The 22,490-nt window shown below is 42.3% G+C and carries 17 protein-coding genes; 5 read left to right on the plus strand and 12 right to left on the minus strand.

Annotated elements, in window-relative coordinates; all coding sequences use genetic code 11:
- Positions 1 to 249 precede the first annotated feature (249 nt).
- The 3 genes from GS399_RS02820 to pepT form a co-directional block, all read right to left on the minus strand.
- A complete protein-coding gene (locus GS399_RS02820) occupies positions 250 to 3,117 on the minus strand; it encodes an outer membrane beta-barrel protein (protein WP_160843053.1) in 2,868 nt (955 codons plus the stop codon).
- On the minus strand, positions 3,114 to 3,911 hold the full coding sequence (locus GS399_RS02825) for a hypothetical protein (RefSeq protein ID WP_160843054.1): 798 nt from the start codon (positions 3,909 to 3,911) through the stop codon (positions 3,114 to 3,116). Before GS399_RS02825 ends, GS399_RS02820 begins: the two co-directional genes overlap by 4 nt.
- 137 nt (positions 3,912 to 4,048) lie before the next feature.
- Positions 4,049 to 5,299: a peptidase T gene (gene pepT / locus GS399_RS02830; RefSeq protein WP_160843055.1), complete on the minus strand. Its 1,251-nt coding sequence runs from the start codon at positions 5,297 to 5,299 to the stop codon at positions 4,049 to 4,051.
- A 108-nt stretch (positions 5,300 to 5,407) separates the two neighbouring features.
- On the opposite strand from pepT, the gene GS399_RS02835 reads away from it, so the two are divergent.
- On the plus strand, positions 5,408 to 6,106 hold the full coding sequence (locus GS399_RS02835; RefSeq protein ID WP_160843056.1) for a hypothetical protein: 699 nt from the start codon (positions 5,408 to 5,410) through the stop codon (positions 6,104 to 6,106).
- A 26-nt stretch (positions 6,107 to 6,132) separates the two neighbouring features.
- Positions 6,133 to 6,747, plus strand: a complete 615-nt coding sequence (locus GS399_RS02840; RefSeq protein WP_160843057.1) for a rhomboid family intramembrane serine protease — start codon at positions 6,133 to 6,135, stop codon at positions 6,745 to 6,747.
- On the opposite strand, the gene GS399_RS02845 is transcribed toward GS399_RS02840, so the two are convergent.
- The gene (locus GS399_RS02845; RefSeq protein ID WP_160843058.1) at positions 6,744 to 7,721 is read right to left on the minus strand and encodes a hypothetical protein; all 978 of its coding nucleotides are present in this window, start codon (positions 7,719 to 7,721) and stop codon (positions 6,744 to 6,746) included. The genes GS399_RS02840 and GS399_RS02845 overlap by 4 nt on opposite strands.
- Before the next feature lie 93 nt (positions 7,722 to 7,814).
- Here GS399_RS02845 and GS399_RS02850 point away from each other — a divergent pair, with 93 nt between their 5' ends.
- Positions 7,815 to 8,831, plus strand: coding sequence for a dipeptide epimerase (locus GS399_RS02850; RefSeq protein ID WP_202409360.1), 1,017 nt, complete (start codon positions 7,815 to 7,817; stop codon positions 8,829 to 8,831).
- A gap of 39 nt (positions 8,832 to 8,870) precedes the next feature.
- On the opposite strand, the gene GS399_RS02855 is transcribed toward GS399_RS02850, so the two are convergent.
- Together GS399_RS02855 and GS399_RS02860 are read right to left on the minus strand one after the other, a co-directional pair.
- Complete coding sequence (locus GS399_RS02855) at positions 8,871 to 9,062, minus strand: DUF6358 family protein (protein ID WP_160843059.1); 192 nt, start codon at positions 9,060 to 9,062, stop codon at positions 8,871 to 8,873.
- A 21-nt stretch (positions 9,063 to 9,083) separates the two neighbouring features.
- A complete protein-coding gene (locus GS399_RS02860) occupies positions 9,084 to 9,401 on the minus strand; it encodes a rhodanese-like domain-containing protein (protein ID WP_160843060.1) in 318 nt (105 codons plus the stop codon).
- Between the two features lie 148 nt (positions 9,402 to 9,549).
- Here GS399_RS02860 and GS399_RS02865 point away from each other — a divergent pair, with 148 nt between their 5' ends.
- Positions 9,550 to 10,668 carry a DUF4407 domain-containing protein gene (locus GS399_RS02865; protein ID WP_160843061.1) on the plus strand — a complete coding sequence of 373 codons (1,119 nt, stop codon included), beginning with the start codon at positions 9,550 to 9,552 and terminating at the stop codon, positions 10,666 to 10,668.
- 47 nt (positions 10,669 to 10,715) lie between these two features.
- Positions 10,716 to 12,023 (plus strand): M20/M25/M40 family metallo-hydrolase, encoded by a 1,308-nt coding sequence (locus GS399_RS02870; RefSeq protein WP_160843062.1) that lies wholly within the window; start codon positions 10,716 to 10,718, stop codon positions 12,021 to 12,023.
- On the opposite strand, the gene GS399_RS02875 is transcribed toward GS399_RS02870, so the two are convergent.
- From GS399_RS02875 to GS399_RS02900, 6 genes are all read right to left on the minus strand, one after another.
- On the minus strand, positions 12,024 to 12,503 hold the full coding sequence (locus GS399_RS02875) for a GNAT family N-acetyltransferase (RefSeq protein WP_160843063.1): 480 nt from the start codon (positions 12,501 to 12,503) through the stop codon (positions 12,024 to 12,026).
- Between the two features lies 1 nt (position 12,504).
- A complete protein-coding gene (locus GS399_RS02880) occupies positions 12,505 to 13,068 on the minus strand; it encodes a thiamine pyrophosphokinase (RefSeq protein WP_160843064.1) in 564 nt (187 codons plus the stop codon).
- Positions 13,069 to 13,440: 372 nt separating this feature from the next.
- A complete protein-coding gene (locus GS399_RS02885) occupies positions 13,441 to 16,605 on the minus strand; it encodes an ATP-dependent DNA helicase (RefSeq protein WP_160843065.1) in 3,165 nt (1,054 codons plus the stop codon).
- Positions 16,606 to 17,072: 467 nt separating this feature from the next.
- Positions 17,073 to 20,324 carry an SNF2-related protein gene (locus tag GS399_RS02890; protein WP_160843066.1) on the minus strand — a complete coding sequence of 1,084 codons (3,252 nt, stop codon included), beginning with the start codon at positions 20,322 to 20,324 and terminating at the stop codon, positions 17,073 to 17,075.
- A gap of 154 nt (positions 20,325 to 20,478) precedes the next feature.
- Positions 20,479 to 21,441, minus strand: a complete 963-nt coding sequence (locus tag GS399_RS02895) for an HNH endonuclease (RefSeq protein ID WP_160843067.1) — start codon at positions 21,439 to 21,441, stop codon at positions 20,479 to 20,481.
- 57 nt (positions 21,442 to 21,498) lie between these two features.
- Positions 21,499 to 22,350: a DUF4349 domain-containing protein gene (locus GS399_RS02900; RefSeq protein WP_160843068.1), complete on the minus strand. Its 852-nt coding sequence runs from the start codon at positions 22,348 to 22,350 to the stop codon at positions 21,499 to 21,501.
- Positions 22,351 to 22,490: the final 140 nt, after the last annotated feature.

Genomic DNA, 22,490 nt, shown 5'->3' on the forward strand with positions numbered 1-22,490 from the left:
TAGAGAGCTTAAGTTGTTGCCCGGTTAGTAAATACTTGGTTCCGTTAGTTGTTTAAGATAAAACCTTGAACAGATGCACGAATAAACTGGTCGCTTCACTGGCTGAAACAAGATATTATCCCCCTATTATAATAATAGTTGATCGTCATTAATCTGACGGTATCCGTTGTCTTTGTTATCAAAAGAAAAAACTTCGGTGTTATTTTCATTGCTGATGTCAGTTTAGATATTTCTAACAATAGACGAAAATTACCCACCAATCGGCGGCCCGCCCGGCCCAGGTCCTCCACCCGGCATTCCTCCGTCTCTTCTAAAGCGGTCTCTTCCCGGCATCATCATGTTATCAGGTTGTTTACCGGCAAATTTTTGAAGTCGCATGGTAAAACTCAGCATAAAATACCGTCCGATACTGTTACTGCGGGTATCAATTTGTGAGTTATTGGTCACCGTACGGCCGACATTAGTATTCTCGTCAAAGAGGTTGTATCCCTGAATTTTTAAAGACGCTTTCTTTTTTAGCAGTTGTTTTTCCAGATAGGTGTTTAAGATCAATGGATTGGTTGCCACGGATCCGGTGTAGCCAATGTTATAATTCTTGCTGATATCAGCACCGAAAATAAACGTTTTCAGGAAATAGAATTTTCCGTCGGCATTGAGTGTCCAGGTCTGTACTTCGCTTGAATTTTGCTCGGAAAGAGAATAGCTGTTTTTATTATAGGTATAACCTACTGAAGGGTATAATTCGATCCAGTCGGCCGGGTTTACCTGTGTACGCAGGCGTTGCGTCAGAACTAAGTTCTTTCCAATATTTTTCTCGCTGTTGGTAAAAGTAACGTTGTTCGTATAGTTGGCAGATCCCGAAAAACCGAATTGATATTTACGTTCGGCGACAGGAATATTCCAGGAATAAAAACCGTTAAGAGTGTAATAGCCATCGGTGTTTACATAACGTGTTTCCTGGATGATCGCGCCAGAAGCATCGCGTGTAGCGACAGTGTTGGCAACGATCTTATCCTGGGTGAAGGTAGCTGAAATGTTGGTGAATAAAGTTTTACCGGTTTTAAAATCAAAATTGTTATAACGCATATTGAGCGTATGATTGAACTCCGCATTCAGGGCAGGGTTTCCAACAACAGGATACAGCGGGTTTGTACGATCAGTGATCGGCTGAATTTGCGTATAACTTGGTTCCGTACTGCGGCCCGAATAGTTAAAATTAAATTCCTTAGTACGTGAAAACTTATAGCTGAAGCGTGCAACGGGAACAAAGTTGAAACCTGTTCGATGGATGCCTGCGTTACCGGAAACTGATTGACCGGATAATAACGTTGGCTGGGCACTTAATCCTAATGAGTAATTATATTTTGTATCGCTGAAACGATAGGTCAGGCCGATATTGTTTGTTGTAAATGCGTAGTTGAAGATATTGCTCAACGAGTCAACCCTGACATCGCCTTTCAGCAAATCGAAGGTTTCCCGGTCGTTATCATAAGCGGTGCGTGTATAATTCCAGTTAAGTTCCAGTGTGCCTCTTTTAGATACCGGCTCGATAAATAAAAATCTGGAAGTTGTATTGAAACTACTGTTATCTGTCGTCAATCGTTGATTTTGAAGAGAGTCTTTGGTCAGAATGTCGTTTTCCATGTAACGCAATTCATTATTAGCCAGCTGCTCTGCTTTTGTGTCTGTATGATTTAAGGAAGCATTCAACGACACATTTCGCCTTGGTTTGCTAAACCTGTGGTTATACAACACATTAGCTCCTAAAGTTGGATTTTGTGTCGACGAGGTGCCTGTCGACAATTGCATTTGCGGACTAAAATTTTGGGAAATGGACGAGTTACTCTGCGCGTCAACATTGCTGAAGGTAAAACTCGGACTTACTTTCAGGTAGTTAACGGTATCCGGTTTATATTCAAAATTCCAGTTGAACCGGTGATTGTTGCTTATATTATTTGAATTAGTACTCTGATCGATTAACGCTGTTGCCTGGCCGGGATAGAAATTTTCCTGGTGGATTTGTGAAACCACATCGTTATCGCGGTTAAAGTAACTGTAACTTCCGTAAGACGTTAGTTTTTTACTCCAGTCATCCCGGTAATTAAAACCGATAGATCCAACTGAAGTGACGCCCGTATTGCCTGTCGATGAACCGAAGTTTCCACCGCCGCCAAAACCACCGCCACCTCCCCGGGTTCCTCCACCTCCAAAATTGCCACCGCCGCCACCGCGATTTCCACCTCCACCGCCGCTATTGCCGCCGGTGGAGCCGCCGAAATTAAACAGTGAGGCGTTTGTATTATTCAAATTTCCTAAAAAGGCGATCTGCTGGCTATTGTTAAAATAGTTTCCAACGCCGGTGAGTTGATAGCGGTCTTCATTGCCGAGGCCTGCGGTTGCATTGGCGAAATAACCTTTATTTTTATCGGGCCGGATCTGAATGTTTAAAACCTTGTCAGGATCGCCGGTTTTTGAGCCGGTTAAATTCGCCTGGTCACCGTAGTCGTCAACGATCTGAATTTTTTCTATCAGGTCCGCCGGTAGATTCTGCGTGGCGGTTTTAACATCGCCGCCGAAGAAATCCTTCCCGTTTACACGCACTTTAGTGACGCTTTTCCCCTGAGCCGTAACATTTCCATCTTTGTCAACTTCTACGCCAGGAAGTTTTTTTAACAGGTCTTCGGTAACTGCATTATCATGTAAGGTGTAATCGCTGGCCTTATACTCAACCGTATCTTCTTTCATCACAACGGAAGGCGCACCTTTCACTACCACCTCCTTAAGCATGTTGGTTTCCGTTTTCAAAACTATTGGATCCAGTGTTAACTTTTCGGTGCCATTATTATAAAGAAAACGCTTATTTAAGGTTCTGAAACCCAGGCTGGAGATACTGACGGTGAATTGGGAAGATTTAACATTACTAAAGCTAAACTCACCGTCGGCATTACTTCTGGTAAATAAAGAATCAGAGGGAGATGTAAGTTTAACAGTTGCTGCAATAACACTATTTCCGGTCGAATCGCGCACTATTCCGCTGACAATTCGGCCCTGTGCAAATATGTTGGTTGCGATGAAAAATATAAGAGATAAGAGTAATAAGGTTTTGCGTTGGATCATTTGTTTTGTTTGATAAGAGTAGCTTTTATCCAGAAATCAGTAGCTTGAAATAAAGGATTTCTGTTTGAATAGCCTGATGGATATCTCATGCCATTGCCGTACATTCCACCATACATGCCTCTGTTGCCGTAATTAGGATTGTTATTATTTTGATTTGGAACTTGTGGGCCGGTAAAGCCGTTTATTTTAATATTGCAGGCGAGTACGTTTTCCGATGACGACTCAAGCTCGAATTGCTGTAATGGCACCGCGAGTTCGTAAATTAAATTATTCTTTTCATCATAACCAACCGCAGCCCGGATGCCATATTCATTTTGTAGTGAAATGCTTCCATCAACAATTTCCTTCATACCGGATACCTTAATTTCCTTAATATTCGACAAGATTTGGTTGCGTAGCTGTACGGAATCCGGTTTTGATTTTTGCGGGGGATTGGCTCGTAATGCAGCTTTGTCTAATATTGGAAAGGTTACTGTCGGCCCTAATTTCTTTTTGCCGTTAATGTTCACGCTAAAACTTATGCCGCCAACCAATATTTTAGTTGTTGTCTGTTTATCCGACGACTTAATAACCAGGTAAATATTCTGATCATCATTGGCCAGGTCGTATGAAATTTTACTTTGCGGATTATAGTATTTCAAGGAATCGCCCCACTCGGTGGATTTCCCGTCAACTTTGACCTGTTGTGGTGCGGTACTGTTTACGATAACATCCGATGCGATTTTTTGCGAAAATCCTTTCGTTGCAATGAAGCTGAAAAATATTATGGAAAACAGTTGAAGTTTCGTTTTCATTTCTTTATTGGGTAAGTAACAATTAATTTAAAATATCATCTGTAAAAGTTCTGATACGTTTTTTTTAAATCAAACTGCTTCAGCGGCATTCTATGTTCAGCTGAGTCGGTTTGACGTAATTAACAAACAAAGGTTTATTAGGATTCGTCATGCCATATGCATGCCAGATTTATAATAGTTTCAACAGCCTTTTGCATATCCTGAACAGACACCCATTCCAGCCTGCTGTGAAAGGCATGTTCGCCGGCAAAAATGTTTGGGCAGGGCAATCCCATAAACGACAATCGTGAACCGTCTGTTCCTCCCCTGATACTTTGCAGTTTGACATCCAAGCCTGATTTTTCAATAGCTTTAACAGCGAATTCCGTAACCTTCGGGTATTGGTCAAGAACCGACTTCATGTTGCGATATTGCTCTTTTATTTCGAGTTTAAAAGAAGAGTCCGGATAATCGGTCAGAACATCCCGACAAATAGCGTTTAATCTCAAACCAAGTTCCGCGAGGTTGTCGTTATCGAAGTCACGTAAAATCAGTTCAACAGTAGCTTCTTCAACATGGCCGCTGATTGATACCGGGTGCATAAAGCCTTGTTTTTGATTAGTGTTTTCGGGAGAAAGATCTGCGGGCAATGCCGCTACAATTTCAGAAGCAATTTTAATGGCACTTTGCATTTTTCCTTTCGCAAACCCTGGATGCGTGCTAACACCGGAAATTTTTATTTTGGCGCCATCTGCTGAAAAAGTTTCATTTTCGACTGAACCTAATGTTTCTCCGTCAATCGTGTACGCAAAATCTGCCGCCAGTCTTTTCAAGTCAACTTTATCAACTCCCCTGCCGATTTCTTCATCGGGGGTAAACAAAATTTTTATGGTTCCATGTTTGATTTCCGGGTGACTTATAAGAAAATTGGCCGCTTCCATGATTTCTGCCAAACCCGCTTTATTATCTGCGCCAAGTAAGGTAGTTCCGCTTGCGGTAATGATGTCGTTGCCCAGCTGGTTCCTGAGGTCGGCATGGTCTGCCATTTTTAAAATCTGTGAAGGGTCATCCGGCAGTACTATATCCCCGCCCTGGTAATTTTTATGAATGATGGGTTTTACATTTTCACCGCTGCAATCCGGAGACGTATCCATATGCGAGCAGAAACATACTACCGGGACTGTTTTGCTGCTGTTAGCCGGAATCGTTGCATAGACGTAACCGAACTCGTCGAGTTCAGCGTCACTGATCCCGATTTTTTTTAGTTCGTTCACCAAAACATTTCCAAGATTTTTTTGCTTTGATGTCGATGGGTAAGTTTCAAACTGTGGATCAGATTGCGTATCTATTTGTACGTAATTTAGAAATCTGTCAGAAACAGTAAACTTATAATTTGAGAAATCTGGCATGAGAATTATCCGTTGTTTGTTAAAATTTTTATAAAGTTAAAGTGCCTTAGTTTGTTATTTGATAAATATTCAGTTACTTTACGATTACTTGAACCAAACTTTATCGCGTTGAAAAAAATTGTATTCTTATTCATCATAAGTATTGTTTCTCTATCAGCATCAGCGCAAATTAATTTTTATAAGCTTTCGGTAGGCCTTAACGGCGGAATAAACCGATATATCGGAGATATAACCTACGAGCCAAAATTCAAGCCAACCATAGCGCTGACAGGAGATTTTAATATCACGCCATTCAGCTCAGTGGGACTGGAAATTCAAAAAGGAACGCTATCAGCCGGCGACAGCATCAAAGATCCTCACCAAAGGTATTTTAAAAATAGCTATACAACTATCATAATAGGTGGAAAAGTTGGACTTGGCCAGGTGGTGAATACGGATAACAACAAATTTCTTACAGCAGTTAAAGGATTTTATTTAGGTACTGGTGTTGGTTTCATGATGAATAACATGAAAGAAATAAACAGATATACAGATAACGGTGAAGGCGGGCAGTATAAATTTCCGGGGAAAGATAAAGCGACAAACTTGCTTATACCAGCCAATATCGGCTTCAATTTCCCGTTTCAGGATCACTGGGGATATACCCGTGTAACACTCAATGTAAATTACCAGTTCAATTACTCGCTGGGAGAAGATATGGATGGCTATGACGATCCACCGTCGAAGTTCGAGAATCACTATTATGACACTTATCACAATTTTACAGTTGGCGTTAAGTATTCGTTTGGTCCTGAAGGGATTTTCTGATACTATTATTACTCATAATATACTAAATGGAAGAGCTTCTTCGTAATTCCCCCGTTTCTTCCTTCATTTTTCTGATCACAATCGTAACAAGTCTTTACGCCTTTTATAACGAAGGTGTTTACGGGAAGTTTATGCTGCATCCTTACAGCGTAAGCCGGGGAAAGAGTTTATATACGTTCATTACCAGCGGGCTTATTCATCGTGACTGGGGTCATTTGTTTATGAATATGCTTTCCTATTATTTCTTCGCTTTTACGCTGGAAGGAATAATCGGAAGTTGGCAATTTGGTGTTTTATATATGGCAAGTTTGGTATTGTCAGACATCAGCACGGTAATTAAATACAAAGATCACTACGCATATCACAGCCTGGGCGCTTCGGGAGCAGTTTCTGCCGTTGTTTTCAGCTATATCTTATTTGATCCGCTTACAAAGTTCATCATATTCCCGCTGCCAATCCCAATCCCAGCGGTAATTTTTGGTGTTTTATACCTGGCATATAGTGTGTATGCATCGAGGCAGTCAAGCAGCATAAATCATGATGCACATTTTTACGGCGCCTTAAGCGGAATAATAATTACGATCGTTTTTTATCCGCAGGTTATTGGAATGTTTTTTTCAAAACTTGGATTATCCCACTAAGCCAGCGCCAGATTTTTGCAGTCGTTGAAAGTCGCTTCGTGTGAGGTTATAAAACTCATCGGCGCCTCTGGATCTTTAATTATTTCGAATAAGGAATAGCCCCAGGGTTTCCAGAAGTTTTCCAATACCTGTCCGTATGTTTTTACCTGCCATGTGTCAAAAACCGGCTTGCTGCTGATACTTTGCAAAGGCATTGATTCGATAAATATCGTGTCGGCTGTTGGCAGGATCGTATAATCCGGAAGGCGGTTAAAAAGATAGGCAGAATAATAAAACCTCGCGCATAATTCTTCAAACTGGATAGGATGCAATGTTTTACCTGCCGACTCTTTTAAAATTTGCTGATGAAACTTCTTGTTAGCGCCATTGTCCTGGAGATTTGCAATGATCCCAAAGTCATTCATCCTGATAGAGAATGTAAGGGTATTTATTTCATCGCGGTAGCTGAATGTCTGCCCTGCATTATTAACAGGAAAAACGCTGATTGACCAGGGTAATTGTCCTTCAAACTCCACCGGCCGGGCCAAAGACTGCAGCATCAGGTGAAAATTGCTGAACTTATGAACCAGGCTCTGAGAAAAGTTGAACCGCTCTCCTATTGCTGCCTGCTGTCGGATACCGGTAATTGTTTCATGGTAGATAAGTCCGTATACGATTTTTGCCATCCATTGAAATAACAACAATTCATCCAGTTGTTTAACAGCGTCATATCCTTCTTTAAAAGCTTTTTCAATAGTATTTTCGAGCTTTTTTATCGCTTCGAAACTGTTTTGGGAACATGGAACCTTTATATCCTGGTAAGTGATAATGCTTTCATCGAGTAGCTTAAACGGCTTGTCGCGTAAGTTGAATTCGTCGAGCAGCCATTGGCCGAAAACCGTTATTTTATGCTTTTCCAGCAGTTGTTCTCCGCTTAAAAAACAAATTTTATCACTAAAATTTAACCGTTCAAAAGGCCTGAAGATTTGGTCCATCGGGCAAAGGTAGGGTTCATTTGTCAAATTGAAATCGTAATTTTTGATTTGACCTTTGAATTGAAATGTAATTGACAAAACTCATATTTGCTTATGATTCAACTGAGCTATAAGCCATTTCAGCTAAACCTTAAATATCCCTTTACTATTGCCAAGTTTTCGAGGACATATACTCCGATCATGTTAATTGAACTGCATTACGAAGGTTTTACTGGTTTAGGCGAGGCGAGCATGGTTCCGTATATGGGTGAAGATTACGAATCCGCGGCAGCTTTTCTAAAGAAGATTGATTGGAGTAAGATCGCTTACCCGTTTAATTACGATGAAATTCGTAAATATCTCGGCGGACTTTCGGCGGGATTGCCAGCAATAAAGGCCGCGGTTGATATCGCCTTGCATGACCTTGAAGGAAAATTAACCGGAACCCCTTGTTATAAATTCTTCGAATCTGAAAAACTACTAATGCCCGAAACGTCGGTAACCATTGGCATTGATGTTCCTGAGATTATTGCACAAAAGCTGTCGGATGCGGGACCGGCAAAGATTATTAAAGTGAAACTTGGCCGCGACAATGACAGAGAATTGATTAACACGATCAGGAGCATAACGGATAAACCTTTGTTTGTTGATGCAAACCAGGGATGGACGGATAAATATGAGGCTTTAGATAAAGTTCAATGGCTGGCAGCGAAAAATGTGGCGTTAATCGAACAGCCGATGGATAAAACCAATTTCGAGGACAATAAATGGATTACGGAACGAAGTCCGATAGCTATAATCGGTGATGAGGCGGTTCAAAGGCTTGAAGATGTTGATAAGGCTGCAGGGATTTATCACGGCATCAACGTAAAGCTGATGAAAAGTGCTGGTATGCACGAGGCGTATCTTATGATAAAAAGAGCCAAAGAATTGAACCTGAAAATTTTGATTGGCTGTATGAGCGAAACCAGCATAGCCACGATGGCGGCCGCCGCTTTAGCGCCTTTATGCGATTGGGCGGATTTGGATGGACCATTTTTAACCAGCAATAATCCGTTTCCAAATCCCGGATTTGAGAATGGAAAATGGCTTTTGCCCGACGTTCCGGGCTTGGGCGTTCCGGAGATATGATTGCAATAAGATAATCCTGGTATCAGGAATAGTACAAATCTATTTGCGGTTTCTTACGTATTGTTTCACCTCTTTCACCAGCCGGATTTTAAGATAAACCAGCATAATTACAATAAAAACGATTCCGGCAATCAGCGCATAATGCTGATGATTTACGGCCCAAAGCAGTATAGCTCCCATAATTATGAGAGCTATATTGTAGAAAATATTTAAAGCAATTCTTTTGCCCATTTTGTTGGAACAGGATAAGTTTTAGTAAACCTGCATTTCAGGCTCAAATTCGGCTTTCCATGCCAGGATCCCGCCTTTTAAGTTATACAGATTTTGCAGACCTAATTGCTGTTCTACCTGGTTAACGGCTGCTGCGCTGCGTGCTCCACTACGGCACTGCATGATAACAGGTTTGTCGCGTGCAATTTTATCGGTTTCTATCAAAATGCCGGCAAGTGGAATGTTAAGACCATTTAAGTTTGACATTTCATACTCAAAGGGCTCGCGTACGTCAATCAGCTGAAAATCTTCCCGATTGTCAATTTTCTGTTTTAATTCCTGAACGGTTATTTCCTTCATGGCTAAAGTTTTTTCAAAAGTATTTAAAAATGAGCAACAACAAAACGCAGCTGACTGTCAAGGGCATATAAATATTTTTATGGCGATGTAACAACTTGATTAGCCGGGCGTTTATAAAACATAAGCATTTTAGCGATGTTTGTTTTCCATGAAGAAAATCACTGACTTTTTCTGGTTCTGTTCCGGAGCCCATGTTGATACATTAAAAAAATTTCCTACAGATCATAACAAATATGTCGGCGTAGGCGCTACTATTTTTTTTACTGCATTGTTCGCCTCATTATCAGGTGGATATGCGATGTACTTCGTGTTCTCCGGCAACGCCGCAGCTGTGATTTTCGCTATCATATTTGGCGCGATCTGGGGACTCGCCATTTTTAATATGGACCGGTACATTGTCTCGAGTATCGATAAAAGTGGCTCGACAAACAGGCAGATCATGCAGGCGACGCCGCGTATTTTACTGGCGATTATGATCGGCGTGGTTATTTCGCGGCCGCTAGAACTTAAAATATTCGATAAGGAAATAAGGAATAAGCTAAAAACCAGCTACCTGAATGGCCAGCGTTCAAAAATCGATACCCTCAACAACACATTCTCCAAAAAATATTCTATTGAGCTTGGTAAAACGAAAGAGTTAAAGGCCGAACAGGATTCTTTGGTAAGAGAAATCAAGCAGTCACAATACGTTTTGAATCAGGAAGTTTTCGGCGATAAAACCAATCAAACATCCGGGCTAACGGGCTTTGGGACATATGCAAAGCAAAAACAAGGAATTATTGGCCAAAAGGAAGAGCGTTTAAATTATGTACGCGCGGAATTGCAGCGTTTAGAAAATTTCATCAACCAGCGGAAAGATTTCGATGGATTGTCCTCTCAAAGAATGTTCAGCGGGAAGCAACTCGACAGCTTGTCGAATGTTGCAGGTTTTGCCGACCGGAATTGGGCGCTTGGACAGTTATCCTTCAAGGAAGACGGCTCGCGTGACCTTGACACCTATCTCGCCATCAGTTTTATCGGTTTATTGTTTATTTTATTTGAATGCTTGCCGGTTTTTGTGAAACTGATGAGCAACCGCGGTCCCTATGACATCGCTTTGCAAAATGCAGAGGAATCATCTGTTCACGGCTCTTTCAAAAACCGTGATTACGAAATGTCTGTAACGGATGGTGTACAGGAAACGAAAATCGATACCGAGATTGATAAGCAAAAGCAGATCATCAGGGGGCGCTCAGCACGTGAGCTGGAGAACTATCCCTGGGACTAACTTGCCGGACTGTTGCTAATTGTTATTTTAGTCGTCAAATTAGCACCATGAAAAATAAGAACCTAGCCTTCCTGTCATTATTAGCTCTGACAACATCCTGCGCTGTTAAAAAGCAGTCGACACAAGTAAGCGATAACGATGTGTCGCGAATTATCAAAACGCTTACCTCTGACGATATGCAGGGCCGTGGCACATTTACTCCCGGAATAGCAAAGGCATCATCTTTTATTGAAAAGGAATTCAAGAATATCGGTTTAGAGCCATTGAAAGGCGAATCGGGGTTTGCCCAAAGCTTTACGGTTACTCAGATCGCTCCCGCCTCATCCGAAGTTATTATAGACGGAAGTAAAATCGCCGATGGAAATGTAATTGTGGTTTCTGATCAGGCAGGGCTGGACTGGAATACAGATCCGTCAGTTGAAGTTCAGCATATAAAAGCGGGTGAAACGTTCTTTAACCGGTATCGCACCATAACGCGATCGGGAAAGAAAACAATCGTGTATGTCGACGAAAGTTTTTCAGATGCGTTCAAGCGGATAAGAGAATACACGATATCCGGTCATATCAAACAAGGTCCCGGAAATTCGGGTTCGTCGGTATTTATTTTAGGAATTAACGATGCAAAATCGTTCCGCGTAAATGCCACTAATAAAATTGAAGAAAAGCAATTAAATAACGTTGCCGGAATGATCCCAGGAAAATCAAAGGCTTCGCAGATAGTTGTTTTTTCGGGCCATTATGATCATTTAGGTATAATAAAACCCGTAAACGGCGATTCAATCGCAAATGGCGCCGACGATGACGCTTCGGGCGTTACTGCAGTTATCTCGTTGGCGAAGTATTACAAGGCGCTGAATAACAATGAGCGGACCTTAATCTTCGTGGCGTTTACAGCAGAGGAAATAGGTGGTTACGGCTCTCATTATTTTTCTGAAAAGCTAAATCCGGATAGTGTGACCGCGATGTTCAATATTGAGATGATCGGAAAAGACTCAAAGTTCGGAAAGAATACGGCGTTTATCACCGGCTATGAGAAATCCGACTTCGGGCAAATTCTTCAAAAAAACCTTGAAGGCACTGATTTCAAGTTCTATCCGGATCCATATCCATCTCAAAATTTATTTTACCGCAGTGACAATGCCACGCTCGCGGCTTTAGGCGTACCGGCGCATACCATCTCGACCGATCAGATCGATGTTGATAAATTTTATCATACGGTTGACGATGAGTTTGAAACGCTGGATGTTCAGAATATTATCGCGACAATTAAAGCGATCGCCCTAAGCTCACGAAGCATTGTTTCCGGCACAGATACCCCAAAAAGAATTCCACCGCTAACGGACCAAAAGCGATAGTTACAAAGCTTTTCTCATCACGTAATCGTTTAACACGAATTCGTAATACGGTATATCAACCGTTTGATAAACTTCAAAGCCCAGCTTTTTATAAAATTCAAAAGCTGGGTTATTGCGGTTTACGTTCAATTCTAAGCATTGGAAATAGTTGGCTCTGGCAATATCAGCAACATGATCAATGATCTTTTTGCCCAGGCCTTTTCCCTGAGCGCGCGGCAGCAGGTAGATTTTGTGAAGTTTATATGCTGATTCTTCGGCGCAGTGCCCCGCAAAAGCTATTGGTCCGTCTTCATCGTTTACCAGAAGAAACTGCATGCCTTCATTCATCTGCTGAAGTAAAGCTTCTTCAGAATACATGTTTTCAAGCATAAAGCTTATTTGTTCAGCCGAAATGACTTCGCTGTAGGTAGGCCACCAAATTTCGTGGGCAAGCTTATGAATGGTAGGTAAATCGTTTACGGTTGCAGTCTCAAATATCATGTTAAATTTCTTCGGCGATAAAAGCGAGGATCTGGTTGAATACTAATGAGTAAAATCCGTCCTTTTCGGTTTCAAATATCGATTCATTTACCGGTTTCAGGCCGGTACTTTTTAATTCGCTGATTTCCGATAACAAATGGATGGTTTCGCCGGATTGCTTCCATTTGCTGAAGCCGCTGGTTACCGGAAATATTTTCAGTTTCGGTGTATAAATAACGAGGTTTATCTTGTCCGCATACAAGGCATAATCTTTCAATTTAAAGGAGGTATCAATGATATTTACGGAAGGATATTGTTCGCCAACCAGGTATTTTAAACCATCTCCCAGTACGTCACTTTCAGTCGGAATTAGCCTGGTGGCGGGCTGCAGAGCCATTTCCTTCCCTGTGATCATGAAATCGATTTTAATTCCCAGTGACTCGACATAGTCAACAGCGTCATCCGAGACAAGCACGGTTGGGCTCCATTCAAGTAACTGTCCCAAGTTTTCCGGGTCAAAACCCGTGGGATCGATAATTAGAAGTGCAGGTTCCTGTTTTTCGCGGACGATGTGATGTGAGGACATAGTTGTTATGAAATACAAAGGTAGGTGGAATGATGATCTTTGGCAAAAGCGAATACTGCAGGTATCAAACCCCTTACAGATTTATTTCAAAGCGGAATTTATAACCGGTAAATTTAGAAAAGCTTGGATACTCCGAATCTTCGTGTTCAATCCCTTCATGTAAAGGGTTAAAGCGATAAGTTTTTGAAAAGGAGGTTTTGGTTTTCAACGGTTAGTTTAGCCCTGCTTTACATTCCAAGTCCGCACTCGTACCTCGCTTGCGGGCTTTCCATTTCAATCAGGTTTAAAATGCAGTGACCATTCATCTATTGACGTTTAAAGATCCCACGCCGAGGTTTGTGTCTTCACAAACCTCAATTGGCATTCATACAGTTAAAGCTCTTCCGCTTCCTCACTTCCCGCCTGCTCCAAAATATCCTGCGGCTTCTGGAAATTACTTCGCACAAACTGGCACCAGGTACAGTCCTCTTTGCCACAGCCAGTGAACTCATGATTTTTGATGCGCGAATAAGTATCGATGATCTGTTCCGTTACCACCAGGATATCCTCCGGCCGGATTATTACTTTTTCCTTCACATATTCATCCTTGTCCGGCTCAATAAAATCAAATTCTGAGCTCACTACCTGCCAGTCTTTCCGACGGTCATTGTCGACCAAAATCTTATAAAAAATAGCCTGCCGCCAGTAGTCTCCGCCAAGCGGCGTTTTCTCATCCGGGCGCTTGAACTTCGGTTTTGCTTTTTCGAAGCTCCCGGTTTTGTAATCGACTACGTTCACCTGGTTACCGTGAAACTCCAGCTTATCGATCATTCCTTTGATCGGAATCCCCTGTACTTCTACATTCTTGATCGGGTACTCGGTAACGGTTACCTTTTCCCAGGTGTTGATGTATTTGTTGTAGTATTCAGGGAGGATCTTGTTTCCGTAATCCATCCGGCGCTTAAATTGCTCGGAAGTAAAAGCCTCGCGGTTACGGTTCATGTACCAGTAGAAATCATTCAGCAACTGCTCGATGCTTCCAAATTCATTTCCGTTGTCGGGAAGCGAACGGAACAACTTATTGAGCGCCCAGTGCACCGCCGAACCGAAGGTCATCGTTTCGTTTTTTCCGCATGGCACCTGGATGAGATTTTGGAAATAGAATTTCAGCGGGCAATCCAGGTAGTTGTTCAAATGAGTCACGCTGAGCACATATTTCTCCAGCAGCTGATCCACGTAGTCTTTGTCGATCAATCCAAGATCAGGCTTATCCTGCTCGGTAAACTGGAGAATAAAGAAATCGGTCAGCACATCATCGGAAACTTCCTGGCGTTGAACAGTTAGATCCGTTTTTGAAAGTATCTCGCCGATAAAAACAGTTGGTTCCAGGTCCTTTCCCTTATTATCGTATTCCGGATAGGAGATGTATAAATGTTTTTTTGCTCGCGTAATGGCCACATAAAATAACCGCCTGAGTTCTTCTTCATCACTTGAATTCGGCAAAGATGAAAATATGGTATCAGGGAATTTATAACCCGACGACATTTTGCGTTTTCCCTCCCAGACTTTTTTGTTGCAGCCAATGAAAAATACGTACTCAAATTCCAAACCCTTTGAACCGTGACAGGTCAGGAAGTTAACGCCCTGCTGGTTAAAGATGGTTTGATTCAGATCGAGCGATAGATCATTCTCTTTTAAAAGATCAAGCCTCAAAACAAACTCATGCAAATTCAGCGATGGATCTTTCCTGCTTTCATCCTTCAGGAAATTAAACAGCGAGGCGAGCACCTGCATGTACCAGGTTTTTTCGGATGATCGCAGAATGTAAGCGAGAATTCCGCCGCGCACCATGATCTTTTCGAACAGGTTTTGCAGCGTTAGGTTATGGCTTTCTTTGATCCAGTATTCCAGGTCGTCGCTTAAGCGCTTAATCGATTTTCGGCTTTCCGAATCAAATAAAGTCTGACCGGTTTTGAATGCGATCTCCTGTATTTTGGAACGGATCGAAACCTTGTCGCGGTGCGAACGATTGTACTCACTTACCTCCACGCTGATCTTTGCGATATCGATGGGGGCGATCTCGTAAAAATCGTAATGCATGATCTCGAACAACAGCTCGTCGCCACTGAAAGCAAACTCATTTTCTGCCGCGATATAACGCAGAATATTGATGAGCTTTTGCCCGAACGGTTCGGTCAGGATATTCACCTTTCGTTTCGTGTGAACCGGAATTCCTTTCAGCTGAAAGTACTTTCCAAGTTCCTGCCCGGAACGGTGTTCTTTATAAATGACAGCAATTTCTTCCGGCGCAATGCCACCTTGTATCAATCTGCCAACCTCGTGCGTTACTGCCGCAAATTCATGAAACTGCGATTGGTACGAACGCAACTGGGGATGATATTTTGCACCCAGGTAACGGTCGTTTTTTGCCAGCAGATGCTTACTCAATCCCGGCAGGTTCACTCGTTCCATGTTATGCCCGATCAGCTCCCGCGAAATGTCCAGGATTTCCTGTGCGGAGCGATAATTATCCGTCAGCATGATGCGGTACAGATCCGCCGAATATTTTGAGTTGTAAGCTTCGATGTTTTGCACGTTCGCTCCCTGGAAACGGAAGATCGATTGATCGTCATCGCCTACCACAAAGATATTCGGCTTTTCCCAGTAGCTAATCAGTAGGTTAATCAGTTCATTCTGCGAACCGCTGGTATCCTGGTACTCATCTACCAGCACATACTGATATTTTTCTTGGTAATTGAGCAGCAGATTCTCATCATTTTTAAACGCGTTCAGCACCCACAGGATCATGTCGTCATAATCGTACCGGCCGGCATCCAACATCAGCTTCTGGTAAGCCGGGAATTCATTTACGGCCGCCCGAAGTTTCTCCAGGTTTTCACAAAATGTGGTGTAAGCCGGCTTAAGCGATCCCGCCGGTTTGTCGAGGTATTTCCGGGTGTATTTATAATCTTTATAGTAAGGCGAATCCGGCTCACAAACTTCCACCAAATCCTTAAATTCATCAATTTTAGCACTGATATATTCCGGCGACCAGTCCTCGCGCTTCATCGTGGAAAACAATTCCTGCAAGCGCCTGATCTCAAAATACACATCTCCCCGAAAACGCTTCAGCGGATGGTTAGGTGAAAAACTATCCACCAGTGTGCGGAACACATCGATACGTTCCAAATCAGAAATCGGATCAAGATCCAGCTTGCCGAAGTAATCCAGGTTTTCCTGGATGATGTCGTTACAAAAAGCGTGGAAAGTATAAATGTTCACCCGGTGCGCCTCCGGACCAATAAAATCAAACAACCTTTTCCGCATCGCCACGGCGCCGGCATCCGTGTAAGTTAAACACAAAATGTTGTGCGGCTGCGTGTCCGTATCCAGCAATATCTTTCCAATCCGCGCCGCCAGGATTTGCGTTTTACCTGTCCCCGGACCAGCGATCACCAGCACCGGCCCTTCGATCTGGTTCACCGCTTTAAGCTGGTTTTCATTCAGGCGTTGTAAAGCTTCCTGGAAGTTCTGGTTGTATTTGGAAAGCAGTTGCATGTTTTATGAAAATACAAAAATAGGGGAAAGGGTTGGTGTTTTAGGTGTCATAAAACGCAAATCGTCATTGCGAGCGAAGTAAAGGAAAAGTAGCGATGGAGTGTGGCAATCTTACTAAACTGTGCCGTTTTGGCGAACGAGTATCCAGGCATGATCCAAACATTAGCTTCTTTTGAAAAGCAAAGTCTGTTTTATATCGGCTGCGTTAGCCGGGCTTTACATTCATACGCCTGCAGGCATTAGTCACGGGCCGGTATCCATTTCAATCCCGTTTAGAATGCAAGGGCGGTAGCTCTTCGTTAAAGAACCTGGTTTAATCATTGAAATGGAGAAAAGGTTCACGATCAGCGCGTATGCCGGAGAAGGCGATTAAGTTAATATCAAAGAGGTGGACTAAAAACCTTTTCTGAAAAAGGTATGCTAACAGCATCATACAGGCAGTTAAATAAAATTATACTTGTCTAATCCTACTGGCGGGGTTGAGAGTTGGAATGATCAGGCAAACCAATAATACAGGAGGCAACCCTACTCCACATATTGACAATTAGTGGAGCTTCGATATAGATTTTTTGAAGCATTTCATTTGTTAGTTCGATCGATTTCTCTTTTCGCAAATCGAGCAAGGATAAAACTTTTTTATCCTTTTTCTTTTGAGCGCGTTTTTTTTGGGCAAGAATAGGCGTAAAAATATCTAACCATTGCTGCGAAAAATGGTAATAGTCGATATTATATTCCTCATCAATGATGCGGGGTTCAAACATATCCAGTACTCGCTTGATCAGTTTTTTGCGAATGGGATCCTTTTCTGAAAATTTAAGCTGCTTCTCAAGAATCACTTTGGCAACCTCGATTGCCCTTTTACGCTTGCTAGGTAGCATATTTATTTCATTGTATAACAGAAGTTTTATATAGCGGTCGAGTTCTTGCTGAACTGAGTCTGACCATTTCATTTCCCAGTGTTGGGTACTCGCAATATGATGCCTTAACTGCTGACAAACCTCGGTAAGTTCCACGGATATTTTTTGATTGGCATCAACAAAATACCACCTAGGCGAAATAGCTCTGGTTCCTTTAACGGCCAGAAATATCCAAGGATTTGCTGATCGCCCGATACTGAGTTTCACTTTAACGCTGGCATCTACATCTTTCCAGGTTTCGTAAGTTTCTGGATCAATTAGTGTATTTTCACCCTCATATAGTTCATGAACACTGTTAAAAGCATCTTGTACCCCGGCCCATAAATACTCTTGGTCCTTATTCTCTTTCATGGCTTTTATCATCTCCTCTGGCCTAATCACATGATCCAAGTGTTGTCCCAAGATTTCATCGGGTATAGTAAAATTAGATCCAATTAAGCTTTCTGTGTCAAAAGAGGTTTTGATAAGCCGTTCGTCTGAACGTAAGGCAAATTCTTCACTATCCATCGGCCAATATATTTTGATTTTGGTATGCGGGCTATCTAACCGGTCAATGCGGCCGATACGCTGCTCGGCAATACGTAGTACACTGGGCATATCCAAGAACATTAATGCTGATGCCTGCTGAAGATTTACACCCTCTGACATTGAATCTGAGCATAAAGCCAACACATTTTGACTGGTTGAACCGAGATCAAATTTTTTAAGAATGCTGGCAATAGCAGTTTTAGAGGATGCGCCGGTGCCGATGTAATGGTCAATACCCTTATCTGAATGATGAGTACTTATCAGTTTACCTAGGAAGTCGAGCGTCAGAACTGTACTGTCGAAAGCCAATACTAAAGCATTCTCTTTAAATAATTTGAGTAGCTCACTGATCTTTTTAAGCTCTCTTGACAGGCTTAAATTAATCGACAATAACGCTATTTGTTCGTAAATAGCTATCTCCTCACGGCAGGCTTGTTGATAGGTTGCTAAGTCGGTTAGCCATTCTGGACAAACCGATTTTAGCTGATTTTTTGGCAGCGCTTCGCTGAGTTTGCGGATGGTGCCGATTATATTACCTGACTTATCTTTGCCGGATTTAAACTTATATTCTTTCAAGGCTGCGTCTGTGCCTTTCAGATGCTCCAATAGTGCGGCTTTAGAAGAACGCATTTTCGCTTGGATATTGTACTTGGATAACGCCTTACCCGCCCGTAAACGCAAATCCACGTAGTATGATTCGTCTTTACCCTCCAGGTCGTCTGGCTTTATAATGCTTTGTAAATAAACTAGTCCTTTCAACTCGTCGGCGAGCCGATTGATCTCCCGGGCGATGCTCTGGTCGTCCTTTGTTTCTCCCGTCTTATAAATCTTTGGCGAATTTTCAGGATAACGGCAGCGTTCGCCCTGTCGGTTTAAATACAATTCTGGCTCGCGGTCAATCAGTTTATTTAATTGTGTTTTTGTTCTACGAACGATAAATTTCTCGATATAAGTTTTGAGCGCGGCGAACTCTGGTGAATTGCTTTTGATATGTCTCTGCTTTTTAAGTGCTTTGAAATCTTCCAGCTCCTGATCACCTAAGTTGTCTACTCCTAATAACTCGATCAGCCGCATTAGGTCTTTCGGTTTTTTATTGATCGGTGTAGCGGTCGCTAAAATAATATTGTCCGAAGTATGCTCCGCCACGCTCATACTTCGAAATGAATGCAGGTTTAAAAAATTATGTGCTTCATCAACAACCAAAATATTGGCGTTCCGGATTTCTTTTAGATGTGTCCCGTGGTTATGCCCTTTAGTATAGCTCAATGCGCCCATAGATATCTGTCCACTTTGCGAAAATTCGATATCAACAAACTCTTTGTGCCAACTATCTTTAACCAACGGCGGACAAATCGTGACCGCATAAGATCTGTTTCGTCGACCAGTTTCCCAAAGCCAATGATATAATACTAATTGCAATGTGCTGACCATTTTAGTTTTGCCCGATCCTGTCGGATCGGCAATCAACACACAACCTTGGGTTTGGAGGATATACATTGCCTGGCCCAGTCCCAAACGCTGGGAAGGCCATAACTTCAGGCTGTTCAACTTATTGTAAAGCTCCGGAATATCATTCAGCCAAGGTTTATCCAATAGCTCGGCTATCGCACGAGCCAATGCTTCCTGCCAAGTGACAAGTTTAAGCAGTGCTTTTAATAACTCAATAATAGTTTCATTATAAGGCTTACCCAAGCAGTAATAATTTTCAGCGATCTGTTTAATCTGAAGGTACTGTCCTTCCTCAACCGGGTTTAATGGATCATTCACTATCCTGATATTTGCCTCATGCTGCAATGTTAAGCCGTTCTTACTGAAATTAGCCGATCCAAGAATTACATGCAAGTCACCTACATAGATTTTAGCATGAAGACCATCGGATAAACGGAAACTAACACGATCTTCCTTGATCAATTCTATCACCTTGATCACAACACCACCATTCAACAGAGAATAGTGTTGAGTCGCCCAATATTCTTTAATATCTTTATCTAATTCCGCACTCTTCCACAACTTACGCTCGCGCAATTCCGGTTCAAAACCTAGTACTATCCGTACATTTTTTAAGCGGCCAAAACGGATTTTACCGCCAAACAACTCTATGATGTGTGCTAAAGACGTAAAGCCGGTTACCACCAAATAATTTTCACTTGCTGCAATATCTTCGAGCACTACATCCAATACAGTACGTCTACTTACAAGATCTTTAAGATTTAAAGGAAAAGCATGATTGTCTGGCCACACGACCAGTGGGGGTGGTGGATTTTCAAAATCCATTACCTGCTGAACTATTGGGGTTTTAACTTTAACTCGCGCCACATTGTCGAATTAGGAAAATTGAATATAGTGATTTATAAAGGAATCTAACTCCACAGTCGGCCCGAGCGTCTCGCTCATATACATCCATATTATTTACAATCCAATCTTTCCATCACCCTTTAAACACATTCTCCCTATGCCACCTTACATTTTCCGCCGCCGGATAACAACGCGCTGAAGACGGTAAATGCATCGGTTTCCCTTCCAACTGTTTCAGGCTATACGCATGGTCGGCAACCTCAAAAACATGTTGCGAAATAATTATACGGTAATCTGTATCAAGAGTAACCAGTCCACGGTCAAACGCCCGGTGCATATTTGGACAGAGTGCAATCCCGTTACTCATCTTATCGTCCTGTGAAATGCTGAACGGCACAATGTGGCATGCGTCGATTAACGTATGACCAAATGTGGTTTGCAATTTCATTCCGGTAAAGCTGCATGTCTGATCATAAACTTTAGGCACTAGTTTTTTAAACATCCGGTTACGTACAAACACATCTTCTTCCGTTTGCGGCTCAACCCGCCTGTATCGTACTTTAGGTTCATTCAACAGGTACGCTTCCAGTTCATGCAGGTAACCACCTTCCGTTTGCTTGCTGATATCAAACAGGGTTTCGCTTTCCGGGAAAACGGTATTAAGTAAAAACTTCCTTATCGTATTACGGCTTACCGGATTGAGCATAAGAGAATAAAGATCTTCCGATAAGCTGGCGTGATCCGTTAACACAGCGATCTTATTAATACTGCTTGTTTTAGGATCCAGATCATAACCCGGTTTTTGTGTCAAAAACCAGAACGGTTGCCCACCAATCCGATCGTTCTGCATATACCAAAAGGGCTGCTTAAAGTCCGGCTGGTGATCGGTGCGAACTAAGAGCTTCCAGTTTTCCAGGAATAAGCCCACCAGGCTTTCGTCGATACAGATCCTGTTTCCGGATACCAGCCCCTTCTCAAAAAGCTCTGTAATTGTGATCAGCAATACCAGCTTATGCGGCGCTGTCCCATAACGCGTTGGCGCCCTCTTAACTTTGGAAAGTCCATGGAGATATTTGTCAAGCAGCGCCGGTTGCATGTGCGAATATAACTAAAGTGCTTATCGGTTTTTGTTCGACCAATCCGATAAGATCACTTATACCCCGCTTATTTTCCTAACTCTGTAATACCTGTACCAAACCCACACTCCAACACCCACCAAAATAAACACCCACAAATTCATGATCGCGATAACGATCCGTAGAAAATAATTCCAGCCATTCGCAAACGCATCGCTCATACTCCTGCTGAACGGAAGCTGGTAATATGACAGGTCAGTATTAGCAACAATTTCTTTCCGGATAGCGGCATCCTGGTAGAATGAAAGTTCTATCGTGCTGTATTGCACATCCCGGTTGATCTGCCGGTTCGAAACCAGATTATCTATGGCCTGATCTTTCTGCCCGATCAGATCGATCGCTTCGCCGGTTTTATGTTTTTTGTTTAATTCATTTTCATATAGCCGGTCGCGGTTTTGCTGCTTTAGCCGGGAGGAGAGGTATTGAAAGCTTTTATCTTCCACCAGCACATTCAGGCTCTTGATATAATCCGCGTTAACGGAAACCTGTTCCAGAAAATGGTCGAGATTTTCCGCCGGAACCCGAACCAGCATATTGGCTTTGGTTACATAAGAGGTGATTACCTGCATCGAGTCGTTGCTGACTTGAAGTGTCTTGCTGCCGTCCTCATAGGAATCTATCGTCTGGTTAGTAACTAAGCCGCGTTGTTCTGCAACGGCTTTCTTAAGTGCATTGGCGCTATTGTACACATCTTTCACTTTGAAGTCTATCGTAGCCGACTTAACAAGTTTCACAGAATCATTTGCTGAGTAATTAGTTGTTACAGAATCGGAAGCTTCGGCAGTTGCTTCACTTTCGGTTTTATTGGCATTGCAGGAAAAAAGAAGTGCTGCTCCTGAAAGAATAGTAATTAAAAAGATTTTTTTCATGGCTGTTAGGTTTATAATCATTAATACGGGCGTTATTGAAAATGTAACCTAGAGCAGATTCATCACTTGTTATAAAACTAAAATTGTAATTTAGATAGACCAATCACGCAATCTATCACCGACGATACCAATCAATTAAA

The sequence above is a fragment of the Hufsiella arboris genome (assembly GCF_009834875.1).
Taxonomy (GTDB): Bacteria; Bacteroidota; Bacteroidia; order Sphingobacteriales; family Sphingobacteriaceae; genus Hufsiella_A; species Hufsiella_A arboris.

Excerpts from the sequence above, each read along its gene's own strand:
- GS399_RS02890 (WP_160843066.1), bottom strand. The coding sequence starts at position 20,324 with ATGGATTTTGAAAATCCACCACCCCCACTGGTCGTGTGGCCAGACAAT.
- GS399_RS02825 (WP_160843054.1), bottom strand. The coding sequence starts at position 3,911 with ATGAAAACGAAACTTCAACTGTTTTCCATAATATTTTTCAGCTTCATT.
- GS399_RS02895 (WP_160843067.1), bottom strand. The coding sequence starts at position 21,441 with ATGCAACCGGCGCTGCTTGACAAATATCTCCATGGACTTTCCAAAGTT.
- GS399_RS02900 (WP_160843068.1), bottom strand. The coding sequence starts at position 22,350 with ATGAAAAAAATCTTTTTAATTACTATTCTTTCAGGAGCAGCACTTCTT.
- GS399_RS02885 (WP_160843065.1), bottom strand. The coding sequence starts at position 16,605 with ATGCAACTGCTTTCCAAATACAACCAGAACTTCCAGGAAGCTTTACAA.
- GS399_RS02850 (WP_202409360.1), top strand. The coding sequence starts at position 7,815 with ATGATTCAACTGAGCTATAAGCCATTTCAGCTAAACCTTAAATATCCC.
- GS399_RS02865 (WP_160843061.1), top strand. The coding sequence starts at position 9,550 with ATGAAGAAAATCACTGACTTTTTCTGGTTCTGTTCCGGAGCCCATGTT.
- GS399_RS02855 (WP_160843059.1), bottom strand. The coding sequence starts at position 9,062 with ATGGGCAAAAGAATTGCTTTAAATATTTTCTACAATATAGCTCTCATA.
- pepT (WP_160843055.1), bottom strand. The coding sequence starts at position 5,299 with ATGCCAGATTTCTCAAATTATAAGTTTACTGTTTCTGACAGATTTCTA.
- GS399_RS02870 (WP_160843062.1), top strand. The coding sequence starts at position 10,716 with ATGAAAAATAAGAACCTAGCCTTCCTGTCATTATTAGCTCTGACAACA.
- GS399_RS02840 (WP_160843057.1), top strand. The coding sequence starts at position 6,133 with ATGGAAGAGCTTCTTCGTAATTCCCCCGTTTCTTCCTTCATTTTTCTG.
- GS399_RS02845 (WP_160843058.1), bottom strand. The coding sequence starts at position 7,721 with ATGGACCAAATCTTCAGGCCTTTTGAACGGTTAAATTTTAGTGATAAA.
- GS399_RS02875 (WP_160843063.1), bottom strand. The coding sequence starts at position 12,503 with ATGATATTTGAGACTGCAACCGTAAACGATTTACCTACCATTCATAAG.
- GS399_RS02820 (WP_160843053.1), bottom strand. The coding sequence starts at position 3,117 with ATGATCCAACGCAAAACCTTATTACTCTTATCTCTTATATTTTTCATC.
- GS399_RS02860 (WP_160843060.1), bottom strand. The coding sequence starts at position 9,401 with ATGAAGGAAATAACCGTTCAGGAATTAAAACAGAAAATTGACAATCGG.
- GS399_RS02880 (WP_160843064.1), bottom strand. The coding sequence starts at position 13,068 with ATGTCCTCACATCACATCGTCCGCGAAAAACAGGAACCTGCACTTCTA.